The following is a 14,813-nucleotide window of genomic DNA, read 5'->3' as shown; positions in this document are numbered from 1 at the left end:
CTATTTATCAAAAATGGATGGGTCTCCGGCTCTCTCTGTCAAGTGACCGTCTTCTAAAATCCCCATCTTTTCCAACCATTGCTCAAACTCAGGAAGGGGTCGTAAACCTAAAATTTCCCGTGTCGTTGCATCATCATGAAAACTGGTATCCTGATAACTTAACATAACATCGTCACCGCCTGGAACTCCCATGAAGAAGTTCGAACCTGCCATGGCGCAGAGAAGGGTTCCCATTTCCTGATCATTCTGGTCCGCTTTCATATGGTTAGTATAACAAGGTGCATTTCCCATGGGTAAATTATGCAGCTTACCCATGAATAGATCCTCCAAATCTGCCCTGATTACTTCCCGCCCGGAATAGATGGTCTCCGGTCCGATAAACCCTGAAACATTGTTCGTCATAAAAGGGCGATACCCGCGTGCATAGCCGTAAGTTCTTGCTTCTAAGGTCACCATATCGACACCGAGATGAGCGTCGAGAGAGACCTCCGAACCCTGACCTGTCTCAAAGTACATCAGATTAGGCCCTGTGGCAGTACCTTGGCGCTGTGCTAAAGCAAAGGCTTCATCAAGTATGGCTTTGTTAACTCCAAAAGCATCGTTTGCCTTTTGAGTTCCGGCAATACTTTGGAAAACCAGATCAACAGGAGCGCCTTTTTCAATGGCTTTCATTTGTGTAGTTACATGGGCTAAAACGCAGTTTTGAGTCGGGATTTCCCATTTGATCATGAAATTCTTTACTGTATCCAGGAGGCGGCTGACTGTCTCTACATTATCTTCCACCGGATTGATCCCGATGACTGCATCTCCGGAACCATAAGACAATCCCTCTTTAAGAGAAGCCAGCATCCCTTCAACGCTATCTGTAGGGTGATTGGGCTGGCACCGGAAAGCCAGAGTTCCCGGTATACCAAGAGTGGTATTGCAGTGTGACTGAACACGCATCTTCTTCGCCCCAAAAACCAGGTCCATCGTGGACATCAGCTTGACCACCGCAGCAATCATTTCACTGGTTAGTCCCCGGCTAATATGAGCCAGCTTTTCTCCCGTGGTCTTATAATCCAGGATATGCTCGCGCAAATACCCGACCGTCCAGCCTTTAATCTCTTGATAGATTCTTAAATTAAGGCCGTCGTAGATCGCTCGGGTGACTTCATCCTCTTCATAGGGAATAACCGGATTATTGTAAATATCCTCAAGGGTAAGGTTACTCAGGACCAACTTAGCAGCTACCCGCTCGGAAGCCGATTTCGCGGCAATCCCGACCAGTTCATCTCCGGACTTCTCTTCATTGGCCTTAGCTAAAACTTCTTTGAGGTTTTGAAAGGCAAAAATTTTATTATAAACTTTTGCTTTTAAAATCATCTCTTATCTCCGATCTGACATAATGTCCTTATTCGCAAAAATCAGCCCAGTTCGCTGGATAAGTAGCATAAAAAACTTTGCAAAACGTTGGAGAAGAGAAGACGACTTGGCTTCCCTTCGGGATATAGACCACATCTCCTGCTTTGGCGTGGAATACATTACCCTCAACTTCAAGGACAAAATCTCCTTCAATAATGTAATCCACTTCATCATAGTTTAAAAACCAAGGCAATCTTGAGTGGTCAAACGTCATAAACCCACATGCCAGGTTACCTACTCGTGAGTCAATCACATCAAGGAGTCCGACTTTTTGACCGGGAGGAGCTTCCGGAAAGGGCTGCACGACTATGGTTTCTCCCTTAACATGAGTCGCTTTGGGGTTTTCACAAGCCGGCTTGAGAACCTCTCCAAGAATCTTTTGCACCGCTGCTTTAAGGTCATCCTTTAGGATAACCGGTTCAGATTTTACAGGTTTTTGAGTAACCTCTTTCTGTTTCTGTGCGCTTACACTCCGGCCGATGATTTCCTGCCTCCCTTTGATAATTGTAAGACCTAACTCTTTGGCCAGATCTTTAGCAGAGGGAGTCAGCACACTATCTTCTTCTAAAACTATATTTTTATCTGATTTTGCCAAATCTCTCAGCACGGCTGCCGAAATAAATCGTCCCATAATACACTCCTTATCAAAGTTCGAGATTCGAGATTCCTGGTTCGCTGCTTAATTTTTCCGTTCGAACTTCGACCCTCATGCCTTGTACCCGTTTTGATCAAACCAGGCTTTCAATAAGCTGCCTGGAGGGTCTGGGGATGATCACCTGGCGGATGAGGAGTCCCTTTTTGCCGGCAATGGCACTTCCTTCTTCTACCGCCGCTTTCACGGAGGCTACTTCTCCGGTGAGAAGGGTGTAGCTCTTGCCGCCAATGCCAAAGGCCAAATGAATAAGCACGGGCTCGACATCTCCCGCTTTTAGGGCGGCATCTGCGGCTTCAATTAGGGAAGCAACGCTAAACGTTTCGATAATCCCTAAGGCTTTGATATCGTTTAAGGTGTTGGCCCGACTGATAGCAGGTAATATGGAGGGATGAACATTGGGAATCACGAAGGAATCCACCACGGTCTCCGCTCCTATGTCGATGCCGGCATCAACAGATTGCTGTACTCCCGATACATCTCCGCTCACCAAGACGATATATTTGCCGGGACAGATGGTTTTCGCTGCCAAAATAGTCACGTCGGCTGTCTTGGTCATGATATCGGCGCATTCAATTCCTTGGGCGATACTTGTGAATTCGACCAGCCCTATGGCATGGATCATTTGGCTGCACCACCTTTTCGTATCCTTATGGTTTGAGGAGTCAATTGAACCACGGTTCCCTCGATACTGGCATGGACCTTTGCCCCCAGTCCTCCTTCAGGGATTTCCCCGATCAGCTGCCCAAGGCGAACGACGTCTCCAACTTTGACCAGGGGAGCTGAGGGGGCGCCAATGTGCTGATGGAGCTTTAGAGTGACTTCGTCCGGTTCATATACGTCTAAGGATAAGGGGGCTTCTTTGTACCATGGCCGGAGTCTCAAGCGGTCTATTAACCGTGACGACGGGATTAAGCGGTTTTTGGCCAGCGGATCTTCTTGCCCTAGTTGACCCTGATATTTAATGCCCTTGGAACGAAGCTCCGCTTTTAAGGCCATATTCACTCTCAGCGGCGAGATTCCCACCGGACAAGCATAGGCCTCACACACACCACATTCGGAACAGCTCAGAACGCTGGTTATCAAAGAGGGATCTCCAAGGTTTTTATAATTTACCGCTCGAATCAGCCGATGCGGGGATAGTTCATGCCCTATGATGTGTCTGGGACAGAGCTCGGTACAGAAACTGCACTGTTCGCAGACGGTTTTGGCAATCCGTAAAATGCTTTCGATAGTCCTGAGTTTGCGTTGGATAAGCATATGATCTTTGGGGAGAGCTATCAGTCCTCCTGTGGTTTTAGTCACCGGGGCCGACAGATCGGTGATCAGAGTCCCCATCATCGGTCCCCCCTGAATAAAAGCCAGGTCCCCGCTTCCGACTTCAGCCAATTCAAGAACCTCCTGCAGTGATGTTCCGATGGGTACTGTGACGGTGACAGGATTTTCGACGGCTCCAGTGACGGTTAGAGTCCGGGTCGTGACGGGGGTTCCATCCATAGCCTTTGCCACATTGATCAGAGTCTGTACGTTATTAACAACAACTCCGATGTTTAATGGAATTCCGCCTGGAGGGACCCTCGTTCCGGTGGTTAACCAGATAGTGATAACTTCGTCTCCGGCGGGATAGATATCCGGTATAAGGACAATCTCCAGATTATCCCTGTTGGTGATTAAGGGCTCTAAAGCCGCTATCGCTTTCTTGTATTTTGCTTTGACAGCGATAATCCCTTTCTGTGCCCCGGTGGACTCCATGGCCAGAGTCAATCCTTTAAGGAGAAGCTCCGGGCTTTGAGCTATCAGTTGTTGGTCTGTTTTCAGCAATGGCTCACATTCTGCCGCATTGACGATGACAATCTCTGCTTGAGCCGAGAGTTTTACATGAGTCGGAAATCCTGCTCCGCCTGCGCCCACAACCCCAGCTTCCAGAACCTTAGCGCTGATCTCTTTCATATTAATCTCGCTCACTTTTTCACCTGCTTAAGCTCACACTTCAAAGGTTTCTTTATCAATAATGCCTACGATAGCGGCATCAATGGGAATGTTATGGTTCACAAGACTCTGTCTGGCTGAGGAACCGCTGGCTACCATGACGATTTCGTCTTCTCCCGCACCAATTTGATCCGCTGCAATCAGGGAATTTCCAAATTCCCGAAGTCTTGGTGTTCCATCTTCATGATAAGTGAGGGTAACAGGTTGAACGACGAGAAACTTCAAGCCTCGCAGGGATTCTTCTTTTCGGGTTGACCAGACATTTCCAATGACGCGGGCTAAGATCATCGGCTTCCCTCCTCCTTCTCTATACACAGCTCAATCCGGCGCAGCTTAAGGGTATCTCGGGCGAGAGGGGAGATGACGGTCCCTGGCCTCACAAGAATTCTCGACTCTTCCGGAAATCCATAGGCTTGTTTGTCTCCAAGGAACCTCTTTGCGAAGCTGATCTCCTCACGCGGGGAAGTACTTTCTTCAAAAGAGGCGGGTATGGATGAAAATGGACATCCTGCTTCTAAAGTCGCCGACACTATTACGCCGTAAGATTGAAGCTTCTGAATATATCCTTCATAGAGCTCTCTATAGGCCAAAGGGGTTTGGGCGTTCAAGCCAAGATACTCCGTCACTAACTCAATGGAATTTCCATTGCTTATCCCACGGCCAATCATCTCACAGATGGGGTTATCTCGTATCCCTAAGGCAGCTTTTGCCAAGGTATTCGGAGAACACGCGGGCAAAATTAGTTTTTTCCAGTCTGACTTAGCCAAGGCGTCTTCAGCCCCAATCCAGGTCATGCCGGCAAGCAGGTCCGGTTTGACTCTATAAACCTGGTCACTGGGCAGGATGTTAAGGCTGTAATCTGCTCCCCAGCGCCGCCGAACTGATTTCAGGACACGCGGAAAATCTGGAGCATAGTTTAAGAGAACTAAGGCTTCGGATTTATTTGCTCTGTCACCTTCCGTACTGCTATTTCCATACAGCAGCCCTTGCAGGGAAGGGTCTGAGAGGATACGGTGCACGATTTGGCTGATTAGTTCTTCATTCATGGTTTATACCCCCATGAGTTTTCCCAGGCTCTTTGAATCGATGAGAGCCGCATTGGCTTCATCAAGATCCAGGTGCATTTCTTTATGGTATTGGTTACTGACCCGAATCAACACATCTTCATAGATCGTCGGCCGTTGGCTTTCGACTTTTACGCGCACCCGGTCTCCATCCTTTAAAGACCAATCTCTGGCATCGTCAGTGTGGAGATGAATATGCCTGCCGGCTACTATGACGCCGGCTTCAAGCTCGACGTTGCCGACCGGACCCAGGATCTTTAGACCCGGAGTTCCTTCATGCCGGCCTGAGTCTCTTATAACGGGTTTAATCCCCAGTTTAAAACAATCTGTGACGCTGAGTTCCGCTTGGGTGCTTTTTCTCACGGGGCCAAGGATGCGCACATTTTCAAATCGTCCTTTAGGACCTACTAGGGTGACGGTTTCTTTGGCGGCGAATTGGTCCGGTTGGGAAAGGGCTTTTTGGAAGGTTAATTCATGGTCTTCTCCAAACAATGCTCGTAAATCGTCCTGTGAGAGATGGACGTGCCGGTTTGAGATCCCTATGGGAACGGTTTTCCCGGCTGGATCTTGATCTTTCCGACCTTGAACTTCACAAGCCAGGATATAAAAGGCACTGGAAAGCCGGTTTAAGGCTTGGATGAGGTCCGTTCGTCTGCAGCCTCCTGTCTCATCAGTGAACGCTCGGTTGGCATAGAGTTCAACTTCCCGGCACTTTGCTCTTAAATGATGTAGTTTTGCTACGATACTCCCGTTGGTGTAGCTTAAAGGGGTGTGTTCGATCCCGAAATACTTTTTAGGATGATGGGATCGTTCCCGGAGTTCTTGGGGATTTAGGCCGATGAGGGTTTCCCAGTGAAAAGGTTCTTCTTTAACTTCACTGACCATTATTTGCCTGGCAAAAGCAGCGATCTCATCTAAGTATTGAATTAGCTTGACTTCCCCTTTTTGCTGAAAGAAGACCTGGGCTTCAACGATTTCACATTGAAAGAGGTCCAGTTGTCCTCGGTAGGCGACGACCGGGTGGACTTTAGTGACTAAGTCCCCTGAGCGCAAATGGGTCATGTGTTCCGGTTTGATGCCCTGGCCGTTCCGGGTTTGTCGTTCCGATGCCGGGCTGGGTTTTTCATTGAAACGCCTGTACCCGTTGAATTGGTTTACAAGTCCGTTTCCTTCGATTTGAACATCGATTCCTTTGGAGCGGATAAAGTCCCTGGCGGACGGGGTAATCACACTTCCAGGAGGTAATTTGATTAGTTTATCCTTAGTTTTATGCCAATTGGCTCTTAGTTCTTGCTCAGTTACGATCAATTCCTCAACTCCCTCCACAGAAGTCGGAGATCAGATGAAAGAGAACTATTTATCTCCATAACCTTTGTTGTCACCGACTGGTAAAATGTACTCAACGTCCTGATGAGGGCGTGGTATAACATGCACACTGAGGAGTGCTCCGACCCGCTGGGCTGCTGCGGCTCCTGCGTCTACGGCTGCCTTGACTGCTCCGACATCTCCCCGGACCATGACTGAGACGAGTCCTCCGGAGACATGCTCTTTTCCACACAGGGTCACATTCGCCGCCTTTAACATTTGATCCGCTGCTTCGATCGCTGGGATTAGTCCTTTTGTTTCAACCATGCCAAGTGCTACTACACTACGATCTTGTGCCATCTTTTTTCCTCCCTATTATGTTCTTCTATCCCATGTTCGCGTTTTGGGAATTATGCTCAATTCCTAAGTGTTTGATCCAAGCTTTATGACCCTGATCGCTGAACTTTGATCAAACTCTTCATCTTAAAACCTTCTGTTAACATTTAAATGTTATACATTTAAATGCTGCAGGACTTTGTCAATAATTTCTTTTAATAATCGGGCATCAACTTGTTGGTTTAGTTGTTGGGCCTGCGGCTTTTCCCAGATTCCTGCAACGCCCATGGGCTGCATGGTTTTGCGTTCAGGTATCCCTTGATGCCAGGCTACTCGCTTAATATTGATCAGGTGAAGTGGGGTCACGTTTTCTGAAACGCTTGAACCCGCCCAAGTTCCACACCCTAAGGTAAAGGATGGCGATAATCCGGTGCTTGCTCCGACTCCTCCCATGGACGCCGGGGTGTTAATAAGCAATCGGTTGACTGGTTTCTTGAGGGCAAACTCGCGAATGACCTCCTGGTTATTGCAATGCATGGCAAGACTGTGTCCCACTCCGCCTGCTTCTAAGAGTTGGAAGCAGCGTTCGCAGCCTTCATGCCAATCTGCCACCCTGTAAAAGCCCAAGACGGTGGTGAGCTTTTCATAAGATAAAGGCCACTGAGGTCCGACCCCCGACAATGGGGCCACTAAGCATTTTGTTTGATCCGGGATGACAATTCCCGCGAGCTGGGCTATGAATTTGGGCTCTTTTCCCACGACTTTGGGATTAACTCCTCCGTTCGCTGACATAACGACATTGGAGACTTTATTTACTTCCTCGGGATCGAGGAAATGGGCACCCTGTCGTTTGAGATGAGATATAAGTTCGTCAGCGATACATTCTTCGACGACAACAGCTTGCTCAGACGCGCAGATAGTTCCGTTATCAAAGGTTTTTCCCAGGACGATGTATTCCGCGGCTTTCGGCAAATCGGCACTTCTTTCCACAAAGGCAGGTACATTTCCAGGGCCGACGCCCAGGGCCGGTTTGCCGCTGCTGTAGGCAGCTTTGACCAGGGGACTTCCCCCGGTTGCCAGAATCATGGCTACACTTGGGTGTTTCATAAGTTCGTTAGTGGCGCCCATTGAAACATTCGTGATACACCCTATGACCCCTTCGGGGGCACCCGCGGCTATCGCTGCCTGATGCATGATTTTCGCAGCTTCATTTGTACAGCGTACGGCGCCAGGGTGCGGAGAGAAGACGATGGCATTGCGGGATTTAAGGGCTATCATCGCTTTGTAAATAACGGTTGAGGTGGGATTGGTCGTAGGAATAATTCCTGCGATGACACCTACAGGTTCGGCTATTTCCCATAGCTTCCGGTCGTGGTCTTCTCGAATTATTCCGACTGTTTTCATAGGTTTTATGAAGTCATAGAGAGTTCGGGAAGCAAAATAGTTCTTAAAGCATTTATCATTGTAATTTCCCATTCCCGTTTCGGAGACGGCCATCATGGCCAGGCGCGCTGCGTTAGCTTCTCCTGCTTCCCGCATCATGTCGATGATTTTGTCGACTTGTTCTTGTGTGAAGTTCATAAGAGCTTCCTGGGCTTTTCTGGCATCCCGCACTAAATTTCGGGCTTCCTGTAAGGAACATAAGTCACGATCAAGTTCCATTACGAAGTCCCACCTCCTCATTCACTAATAGTTCAGACCATTTTCCACAACATCAATGACTGAGCGTTGGAAGGCCTCGCAGGCGGATCTGCACGCGCTCTGCGACCCGGTCAGCAGCCCACCGCCAAAGTTCGTCTCAGTTGGAGGTCCGTAAAAGGCCTTCATGGTGACTTCGGCAGCTTTTAACGCGGCATCTAAGCCATACATAGCTTCGATCGGCGGTGCGATGAGGTAGGAGAGCGGTTCTCCCTCTTGAATTCCCGCAATTTTAGAAAGGTAACTTCCTGTTCGGGAAACGGTATGCGGGAACCAGGCTGTTTTTCCTCCGTCACAGGTATAGAAGAAACATTCGTTTTCCAGGTGATCTATGCAGGCGTCAACCCCAGCCCGTACTTCAGCGGGGTTTTGACCGGCTAAGATTCCGATGATTTCTCCGGATAATGGCCCTGAGGCACGTGCCGCTCCGCAATAGAAGCTTTTAGCATACACTACTTCCACTTCGGCCTTTTTGGTGGCTTCGTCTAATGCTACGTAGGCCGCATCATCAATGTCAGCTGTGATCATGCCAATCGATCGCTGGTAACCCGTGAGTCCTAATTTTTCCGCAAAATCCGGGGCCACATTAGGTATTAATCTAACGGCTAATACTTTGGGCTTAATGGGTTCTATCATGGTTACCCTCCCTATTAATGCCGGGACCTTTTTAGTTCCGACGAATTACTGCCGTTCTAGACGTTTTTATTCTTCGGCTTTTCTTCATTGGCCGGTAATGCAGGAAGGATTGCCTCGAGTTCTTGATGGGGGCGGGGAATGACGTGACAACTGACAAGCTCTCCGACACGTTCCGCTGCGGCTGCTCCGGCATCAACCGCGGCTTTAACGGCTCCGACATCTCCTCGCACCATAACAGTAACTAAGGCTCCTCCTACTTTAACTTTCCCTATCAGGGTGACATTAGCTGCTTTGACCATGGCATCAGCCGCTTCAATGGCCCCTACGACTCCTCTGGTTTCTACCATTCCTAATGCTACGAGATCCGCTCTTATAGCCATTTATGTTTTCTCCTTTCACAAATCATGCTTTTTGAAATCTACAAATCTATTATGCAAAAATTATGCCATTTAAAAATACTCCCTATTTAAAGGTACCTAACAAAATAAGCAGGTTTTAAGGCCGGGAATAACCGCAAACCTGAGTCTCAATTGACTTATTTGAGTCATAGCCGCAACTTAAAATTATAGGAACACTGGTTACTTTCATCGAAAGTAACCAGTGTTCCTATAAACGGGACCCGTAGCTTTGGTTGACAAAGGTGGATGAGTATTTTTCCAGTTTCCAGCTGGGTATTTGGCAACTGCTGCAGGCTTTAAAAAACAATTTATTTCTTAAGCAACGGGCGGCCCGGCTATTTTTTGAATTGTAAGTCTGGAATGATTCATTGCAATGAGTTACGATTTCAGCACGATTCCCTCTAATGGTCATACTTTTAATGCCATGTAAGGTCCCGCTTTTCGAGGGCCATAGTTTAAGTTTCTCTACAAACTTGAAGAAATCCACGTTTTTTCGATAATAACGCCTTTTCGACGAATCTATGGTCATCTCTTTCAACTCCAATACATCCTACAATTTCTGTGATTCGAAAACCTCCCACAGCATGGTGGCTACTCCGATTTGCAGCGGATCATGAAGCAGCCGGTCAGTAAGTCGTTGTTTTAACCCTTCCGCCTGAACCCCCAAGGGAATTCCTGGGGCCGCAATCATAGTATCCTTCGTGATATACCTGGAGTCTATAACCTTCTCAGCCGGACATGCATCAACAAAGATCTGATGTCCGGCTAATGAGCTCTCTAAATCCGTCACTATATTAACGCTGAAACCCAATCCTTCGATCACGCCGCTCAAACGTTGGCTTGCAGCAATATTTATATCAAAAACACTTACCACCGCCCCCTTACGTACAAGAGCTAAAGCCGCACTGCTTCCCACAGGACCGGCGCCGAGAAGCAGCACCTTCTTACCTTCCAGTCCATGGCACATGCACTCCAAGCCAGTTACATATCCTTTGCCGGTAGCTTCCCCGTTATCAGAAACCTTACCTGTTCTAATATTAATGGCCACAAATTGATCATCATCAGCCATGAATAAGATATCCGCGCCCTTTTTAACTGCTTCCGCAACACCGCCGGCATCGCTGTTTTTCGTAACAACCGCCTGAAAGCCCAGATAAGCAATAATCCCGGCTACGGATTCGACAAACCCTTCGATAATCCCCTGGCCGCAGGTCATAGGAATTACAGCCACGAGCGGATTCTGTTTATCGGGACAATCAATCTCCTTACCGGAAGCCAGGGCGGCTATCTCATTTAAGGAGCATCCCGTTGTTCTCACAAGCTCCTCATTATAATCCCCTAAAGCTGCCGTTATTTGGTTAACATCCTTTTCCTTAAGTCGTGTCATGATGGTTCAACTCCCTGAAGCGCATTTGATATGATAATCATCCTCTTCATACACAGGATACCGGTCAACATAATGCCGGATACCCCATTCATTCCGGATCGCTTGAATGACAGAGCAGCGCTTATCCCACGCCTCTTTCAGATCTTCTCCTGTTATGATCAGGGTAGCCGACCACTCCGTTTTACCTGGCAAATAATTAGTGAGTGCTTCATGGGTTCCGAAAAAATCCGGATAAAGATAGAGCGGACCAACATCCGACATAATATGTTCACCTGAAACTTCAAGACTGTCATTTTCCACCCGAATGTGTTCTAAAATGACACCCCGTCTTTCGCTGACCTCAAAAGCCGGCCATGGTCGATTGATGACAAAGGCTTGCCCCAGAATTTCTAACATGTTAATACCAGTCGCATGATAAACCGCGATGGGAGTTTGGCTGGGAAGACGCGCATCAATTTCAAGGACCTTTAAGTGTCCTTGATGCAGTATTGTCTCAACATCCATAATCCCATTTAAATTCAAATTCTTGGCCAAACTTAATCCGATCTTCTCAAACTCTGCTCTGAGTTGATCCGATAAATGGGCTGAGCCCGCAACTCGCTTACAATCATAGACTTGATCCATATGCAATTCCGTAATGTGCAATACTTTGTAGACCCCGGAAAAACCCATAACCTCCAGCGAATAGGACGGACCTTCCAGGTACTCTTCTATTACCCAATCTTTAAGGCCTTTTTCAAACAAACGATGAAATTGCTGACTGGACTTGAGTTTTACAACCCCTTTGCTCCCGCTGGCTCCTGATGGTTTTACTATGAGCGGAAAACCACACTCCGGCCAAGGGATTGGCGCAGGTACTCCTATGCGGGCAAACAATTCATTAGACTTGATTTTTGACGATGAAATGGCATAAGCGCCCTCATCGAACATCAGCGGCACATTTGCGGATTTGGCACTTCTTATAAGGCTGTCTAAGGCGGCTTGATTCTCCAGCGCAGGAATGATCAGATCAATATTTTTAAGAAAAGCTATCCACTCTGCAACGTTTGTGACATCCATCGGATAAAACCGGTCACAAAGTTCTGCGGCCGGAACCCAACTATCCTTATCGACCAGAACAACTTTCCAGCCAGCCTTCTTAGCTAAATAGACCGCCTCAACCCCCTGAAGTTTACCCCCTACAACTACAACCTTCATACTAATGCTCCTCCTGAAGGAATAATTAACGTCTGCCGCTGCCTGATCCACTCTGCAAAGTCATCTCTGGTTGCCAGAGCCAGTCCTTGTTCAGCAAGAACGGGGATAATTTTACTTATCGTTCGATTTCCGTCTTCAATATCCAACGAATGATTGGACACTCCAGCCAAGCCGGAATGTGGCGGTATAACTGAGGTTATGACATTCGCCCCGGCATTCAGGCGGTTGGCCAAGCCATTCAGTCCATCAACATCCAGTGAAGCCGGAATCAAGCGATCCGGAAATATTAAACGCATAACAGCGATGATCAACAATTCTCTATGCCGGGATACCGAAGTGACGTCTTGCATAGGAGTACCCTTCTGCGGAACAAAACTCATTACCCGGACCTGCTCCGCACCTAAATCCCTCATCCTCTCCAGAGAATTTACCAAGTCCTCTTCCGTGTCGCCCACGCCTGTCAGTAACCCTTCCTCAATGAGGAAGCCTAACTTATGGGCTAACTTTTTTCGTTCCATTCGTTCAGTGTAGCTTTGTCCAAGTCTGAGTTTATGATATAAATCAGGGTTATGGGTTTCTTGATAGACTGCATACCAATCAGCCCCAGCCGCTTTAAACTCCCGCAGTGCCTGCTCCGGAACAACTCCTGCCGAGATCATAATCGGAATTCCCGTTCTATCTTTGATTTGTTCCACAGTACTTATCAAATGTGCAAAGCCTGATTCCCGGTTGTCAAAATATTGAGGATCTTCTCCCATGGTCAAGTCCACTAAGTGAACGCCTGACTTCACAAGACTCGAAACGGTCTCCATAATTTCCAAGTCTGTTTTACGATACCGGTCTAAAGCGTGATTTGATCTGCGATACAGACAAAAAGCACAGTCATTGCGGCAATAAGTTGAGAAATACACAAATCCATAAATAAATAGTTTATCCTCAAAATAGCGCCTGCGAAGCTGACGAGCAAGGGTAAATACCTTAGAAAGATCACTTTCTTCTGATAATGTCAGCAAAAACTTAAGTTCCTCTCTGCTCAAAGGGTTCTCCTGCTCAGCCTTTTCCAGAATTACATCTAACATCAAGGATGTCGTGTTGATCATATAATCCCCTACTTTTTAAGTTTCTCCAGCCATATGATTTCAAAAGCGCAAATTCTATGCCAGGATCAGAGGCTTTTTAGATCCTAAAACCCGCATACACTGGGAGAGTTGTCCATATTTACTCAATTTTATAGTAAATTATTAAATATCCCGTTGATGAGGAGGTGCCTTGCCGCAATCATAGTATAGAAAGGGTTCAGTTTCGAGATCACTGAACCCTTTCTATACAGAATGATGGTGAATTAGAGGTTTTGAGAAGTGAGTGAGTATTTAATAGTAATAAGGTCCTATAATTAAGAATGCTATAGGCACTTAAAATTTTATTATGTAATTATGAATTATGCAAATTCAATGCCAACCTTAAGTTCAGCTACGGAATATTATTTTATCTATAACTGCTACTTAACTGTCGTCTTAAGGATGCTCCCCAACGCATTTTCACTTGTTTCGCTTGAATATTGTTTTATAACCAGCCTTGTTTGTTCAATTAACAAAAAGCAAGTCACAAAGGACTCTTCTCAGTCATTTGTGACTTGAATGACTTAAATGCTCTGCTTTTCCATCCCAAAAACATGACTAATCCAAGCATGAGGTCCCGACAAAAAGAGATTGCCCGAATCCGGAAGTAGTCATTGGCCTGGCACCGGCCCGGAGAAAAGCTTTGGCTCTGCGAATGGATAATTCCCTTCCTACAGCCTAATTAAAGATATCAGTTGTTAATGATTGTACCGCCATTGACGTGAAGCATCTGGCCTGACATATACGAAGAATCTTCCGAAGCCAAAAAAACATAAACCGGAGCCAGTTCTTTTGGCTGCCCGGCTCGCTGCATTGGAGTTGTGCTTCCGAACGTCGCCACATCGTTGGCTTGAAACGAGGCAGGAATCAGCGGTGTCCAAATAGGCCCCGGAGCAACCCCATTCACCCGAATCCCTAACTTACAGAGAGATTCCGACAAAGACCGGTTGAAGGAAACCACGGCACCTTTACTTGCCGAGTAATCAATGAGTTGGTCATGTCCTTCATAGGCGGTAATCGATGCAGTGTTGATAATCACACTCCCTGATTTCAGATGGGGTAAAGCTGCTTTGGTTAAATAGAAGTAACCAAAGATATTGGTTCGGAAGGTTCTTTCCAGCTGGGCACTTGTGATATCCAATAAACTGTTCTGGGGATGTTGTTCTCCGGCATTGTTGACTAAGATATCAAGTTTACCAAAGGTCTTAATGGTCTGATCGACAACTTGTTGGCAAAAGACCTCATCTCCCATATCCCCTGCCATAATTAAGCAGCGCTGACCTAATTGTTCTACGCGGACTTTTGTTTCATTGGCATCCTCATGTTCGTTTAAGTGGACAATGACTAAATCAGCACCTTCTTTAGCATAGGCTATAGACACTGCCCGTCCTATTCCGCTATCCCCTCCGGTTACGACAGCAACTTTTCCTTTTAACTTGGCACTGCCCAGATAATTCACATCTTCAGCTATTGGTTTTGGATTCATAATCGATTCGAAACCTGGTTGTCGATCTTGGTGCTGAGCCGGAAACGTAGGTTTAGGAACTGGCGCTTGAGTCATTAGCTGGCACTCCTTCCATACTTTAAACTATTGAAACCCTTTAAAACCAGTATTCTGACAATCATTTA

The 14,813-nt window shown here is 47.0% G+C and carries 16 protein-coding genes; all 16 read right to left on the bottom strand.

Annotation, left to right across the window (positions count from 1 at the left end; all coding sequences use genetic code 11):
* Complete coding sequence (locus tag DESYODRAFT_RS08005) at nucleotides 1-1,365, bottom strand: ethanolamine ammonia-lyase subunit EutB (protein WP_007781583.1); 1,365 nt, start codon at nucleotides 1,363-1,365, stop codon at nucleotides 1-3.
* A gap of 28 nt (nucleotides 1,366-1,393) precedes the next feature.
* Nucleotides 1,394-2,035 (bottom strand): cupin domain-containing protein, encoded by a 642-nt coding sequence (locus DESYODRAFT_RS08000; protein WP_007781581.1) that lies wholly within the window; start codon nucleotides 2,033-2,035, stop codon nucleotides 1,394-1,396.
* Between the two features lie 97 nt (nucleotides 2,036-2,132).
* On the bottom strand, nucleotides 2,133-2,681 hold the full coding sequence (locus DESYODRAFT_RS07995) for a BMC domain-containing protein (RefSeq protein ID WP_007781579.1): 549 nt from the start codon (nucleotides 2,679-2,681) through the stop codon (nucleotides 2,133-2,135).
* Nucleotides 2,678-4,006 (bottom strand): 4Fe-4S dicluster domain-containing protein, encoded by a 1,329-nt coding sequence (locus DESYODRAFT_RS07990; protein ID WP_157137282.1) that lies wholly within the window; start codon nucleotides 4,004-4,006, stop codon nucleotides 2,678-2,680. The genes DESYODRAFT_RS07995 and DESYODRAFT_RS07990 overlap by 4 nt, the downstream gene beginning before the upstream one ends.
* A 33-nt stretch (nucleotides 4,007-4,039) precedes the next feature.
* On the bottom strand, nucleotides 4,040-4,333 hold the full coding sequence (locus tag DESYODRAFT_RS07985; protein WP_007781572.1) for a EutN/CcmL family microcompartment protein: 294 nt from the start codon (nucleotides 4,331-4,333) through the stop codon (nucleotides 4,040-4,042).
* On the bottom strand, nucleotides 4,330-5,091 hold the full coding sequence (locus DESYODRAFT_RS07980) for an HFCD family protein (protein ID WP_007781570.1): 762 nt from the start codon (nucleotides 5,089-5,091) through the stop codon (nucleotides 4,330-4,332). The genes DESYODRAFT_RS07985 and DESYODRAFT_RS07980 overlap by 4 nt, the downstream gene beginning before the upstream one ends.
* Before the next feature lie 3 nt (nucleotides 5,092-5,094).
* A complete protein-coding gene (gene pduL / locus DESYODRAFT_RS07975; RefSeq protein ID WP_007781567.1) occupies nucleotides 5,095-6,417 on the bottom strand; it encodes a phosphate propanoyltransferase in 1,323 nt (440 codons plus the stop codon).
* Between the two features lie 45 nt (nucleotides 6,418-6,462).
* Nucleotides 6,463-6,774, bottom strand: a complete 312-nt coding sequence (locus DESYODRAFT_RS07970; protein WP_007781565.1) for a BMC domain-containing protein — start codon at nucleotides 6,772-6,774, stop codon at nucleotides 6,463-6,465.
* 150 nt (nucleotides 6,775-6,924) lie between these two features.
* Nucleotides 6,925-8,412, bottom strand: a complete 1,488-nt coding sequence (locus DESYODRAFT_RS07965; protein WP_007781563.1) for an acetaldehyde dehydrogenase (acetylating) — start codon at nucleotides 8,410-8,412, stop codon at nucleotides 6,925-6,927.
* A 24-nt stretch (nucleotides 8,413-8,436) separates the two neighbouring features.
* Complete coding sequence (gene eutL / locus DESYODRAFT_RS07960; RefSeq protein ID WP_007781560.1) at nucleotides 8,437-9,084, bottom strand: ethanolamine utilization microcompartment protein EutL; 648 nt, start codon at nucleotides 9,082-9,084, stop codon at nucleotides 8,437-8,439.
* A 56-nt stretch (nucleotides 9,085-9,140) separates the two neighbouring features.
* Nucleotides 9,141-9,464 carry a BMC domain-containing protein gene (locus DESYODRAFT_RS07955; protein WP_007781558.1) on the bottom strand — a complete coding sequence of 108 codons (324 nt, stop codon included), beginning with the start codon at nucleotides 9,462-9,464 and terminating at the stop codon, nucleotides 9,141-9,143.
* 226 nt (nucleotides 9,465-9,690) lie between these two features.
* Nucleotides 9,691-10,011, bottom strand: a complete 321-nt coding sequence (gene pylSn, locus DESYODRAFT_RS07950) for a pyrrolysine--tRNA(Pyl) ligase small subunit (protein WP_007781556.1) — start codon at nucleotides 10,009-10,011, stop codon at nucleotides 9,691-9,693.
* Nucleotides 10,012-10,032: 21 nt separating this feature from the next.
* The gene (pylD, locus tag DESYODRAFT_RS07945; protein WP_007781555.1) at nucleotides 10,033-10,869 is read right to left on the bottom strand and encodes a 3-methylornithyl-N6-L-lysine dehydrogenase PylD; all 837 of its coding nucleotides are present in this window, start codon (nucleotides 10,867-10,869) and stop codon (nucleotides 10,033-10,035) included.
* 6 nt (nucleotides 10,870-10,875) lie between these two features.
* Nucleotides 10,876-12,066 (bottom strand): 3-methylornithine--L-lysine ligase PylC, encoded by a 1,191-nt coding sequence (gene pylC, locus DESYODRAFT_RS07940; RefSeq protein ID WP_007781554.1) that lies wholly within the window; start codon nucleotides 12,064-12,066, stop codon nucleotides 10,876-10,878.
* On the bottom strand, nucleotides 12,063-13,166 hold the full coding sequence (gene pylB / locus DESYODRAFT_RS07935) for a methylornithine synthase PylB (protein WP_007781552.1): 1,104 nt from the start codon (nucleotides 13,164-13,166) through the stop codon (nucleotides 12,063-12,065). The genes pylC and pylB overlap by 4 nt, the downstream gene beginning before the upstream one ends.
* A gap of 709 nt (nucleotides 13,167-13,875) precedes the next feature.
* Entirely contained in the window at nucleotides 13,876-14,745 is an 870-nt protein-coding gene (locus DESYODRAFT_RS07930; protein ID WP_007781549.1) for an SDR family oxidoreductase, read from the bottom strand.
* Between the last annotated feature and the right edge of the window lie 68 nt (nucleotides 14,746-14,813).

Source organism: Desulfosporosinus youngiae DSM 17734, assembly GCF_000244895.1.
Taxonomy (GTDB): domain Bacteria; phylum Bacillota; class Desulfitobacteriia; order Desulfitobacteriales; family Desulfitobacteriaceae; genus Desulfosporosinus; species Desulfosporosinus youngiae.
This window is presented reverse-complemented; position numbering and strand designations above follow the sequence as displayed.

Bases quoted from the DNA above. Each gene is read 5' to 3' on its own strand.
- DESYODRAFT_RS07990 (WP_157137282.1), bottom strand. From the start codon at position 4,006: ATGAAAGAGATCAGCGCTAAGGTTCTGGAAGCTGGGGTTGTGGGCGCA.
- eutL (WP_007781560.1), bottom strand. From the start codon at position 9,084: ATGATAGAACCCATTAAGCCCAAAGTATTAGCCGTTAGATTAATACCT.
- DESYODRAFT_RS08005 (WP_007781583.1), bottom strand. From the start codon at position 1,365: ATGATTTTAAAAGCAAAAGTTTATAATAAAATTTTTGCCTTTCAAAAC.
- DESYODRAFT_RS08000 (WP_007781581.1), bottom strand. From the start codon at position 2,035: ATGGGACGATTTATTTCGGCAGCCGTGCTGAGAGATTTGGCAAAATCA.
- DESYODRAFT_RS07995 (WP_007781579.1), bottom strand. From the start codon at position 2,681: ATGATCCATGCCATAGGGCTGGTCGAATTCACAAGTATCGCCCAAGGA.
- DESYODRAFT_RS07965 (WP_007781563.1), bottom strand. From the start codon at position 8,412: ATGGAACTTGATCGTGACTTATGTTCCTTACAGGAAGCCCGAAATTTA.
- DESYODRAFT_RS07985 (WP_007781572.1), bottom strand. From the start codon at position 4,333: ATGATCTTAGCCCGCGTCATTGGAAATGTCTGGTCAACCCGAAAAGAA.
- DESYODRAFT_RS07930 (WP_007781549.1), bottom strand. From the start codon at position 14,745: ATGACTCAAGCGCCAGTTCCTAAACCTACGTTTCCGGCTCAGCACCAA.
- pylSn (WP_007781556.1), bottom strand. From the start codon at position 10,011: ATGACCATAGATTCGTCGAAAAGGCGTTATTATCGAAAAAACGTGGAT.
- pylD (WP_007781555.1), bottom strand. From the start codon at position 10,869: ATGACACGACTTAAGGAAAAGGATGTTAACCAAATAACGGCAGCTTTA.
- pylB (WP_007781552.1), bottom strand. From the start codon at position 13,166: ATGATCAACACGACATCCTTGATGTTAGATGTAATTCTGGAAAAGGCT.
- DESYODRAFT_RS07980 (WP_007781570.1), bottom strand. From the start codon at position 5,091: ATGAATGAAGAACTAATCAGCCAAATCGTGCACCGTATCCTCTCAGAC.
- DESYODRAFT_RS07955 (WP_007781558.1), bottom strand. From the start codon at position 9,464: ATGGCTATAAGAGCGGATCTCGTAGCATTAGGAATGGTAGAAACCAGA.
- pylC (WP_007781554.1), bottom strand. From the start codon at position 12,066: ATGAAGGTTGTAGTTGTAGGGGGTAAACTTCAGGGGGTTGAGGCGGTC.
- DESYODRAFT_RS07970 (WP_007781565.1), bottom strand. From the start codon at position 6,774: ATGGCACAAGATCGTAGTGTAGTAGCACTTGGCATGGTTGAAACAAAA.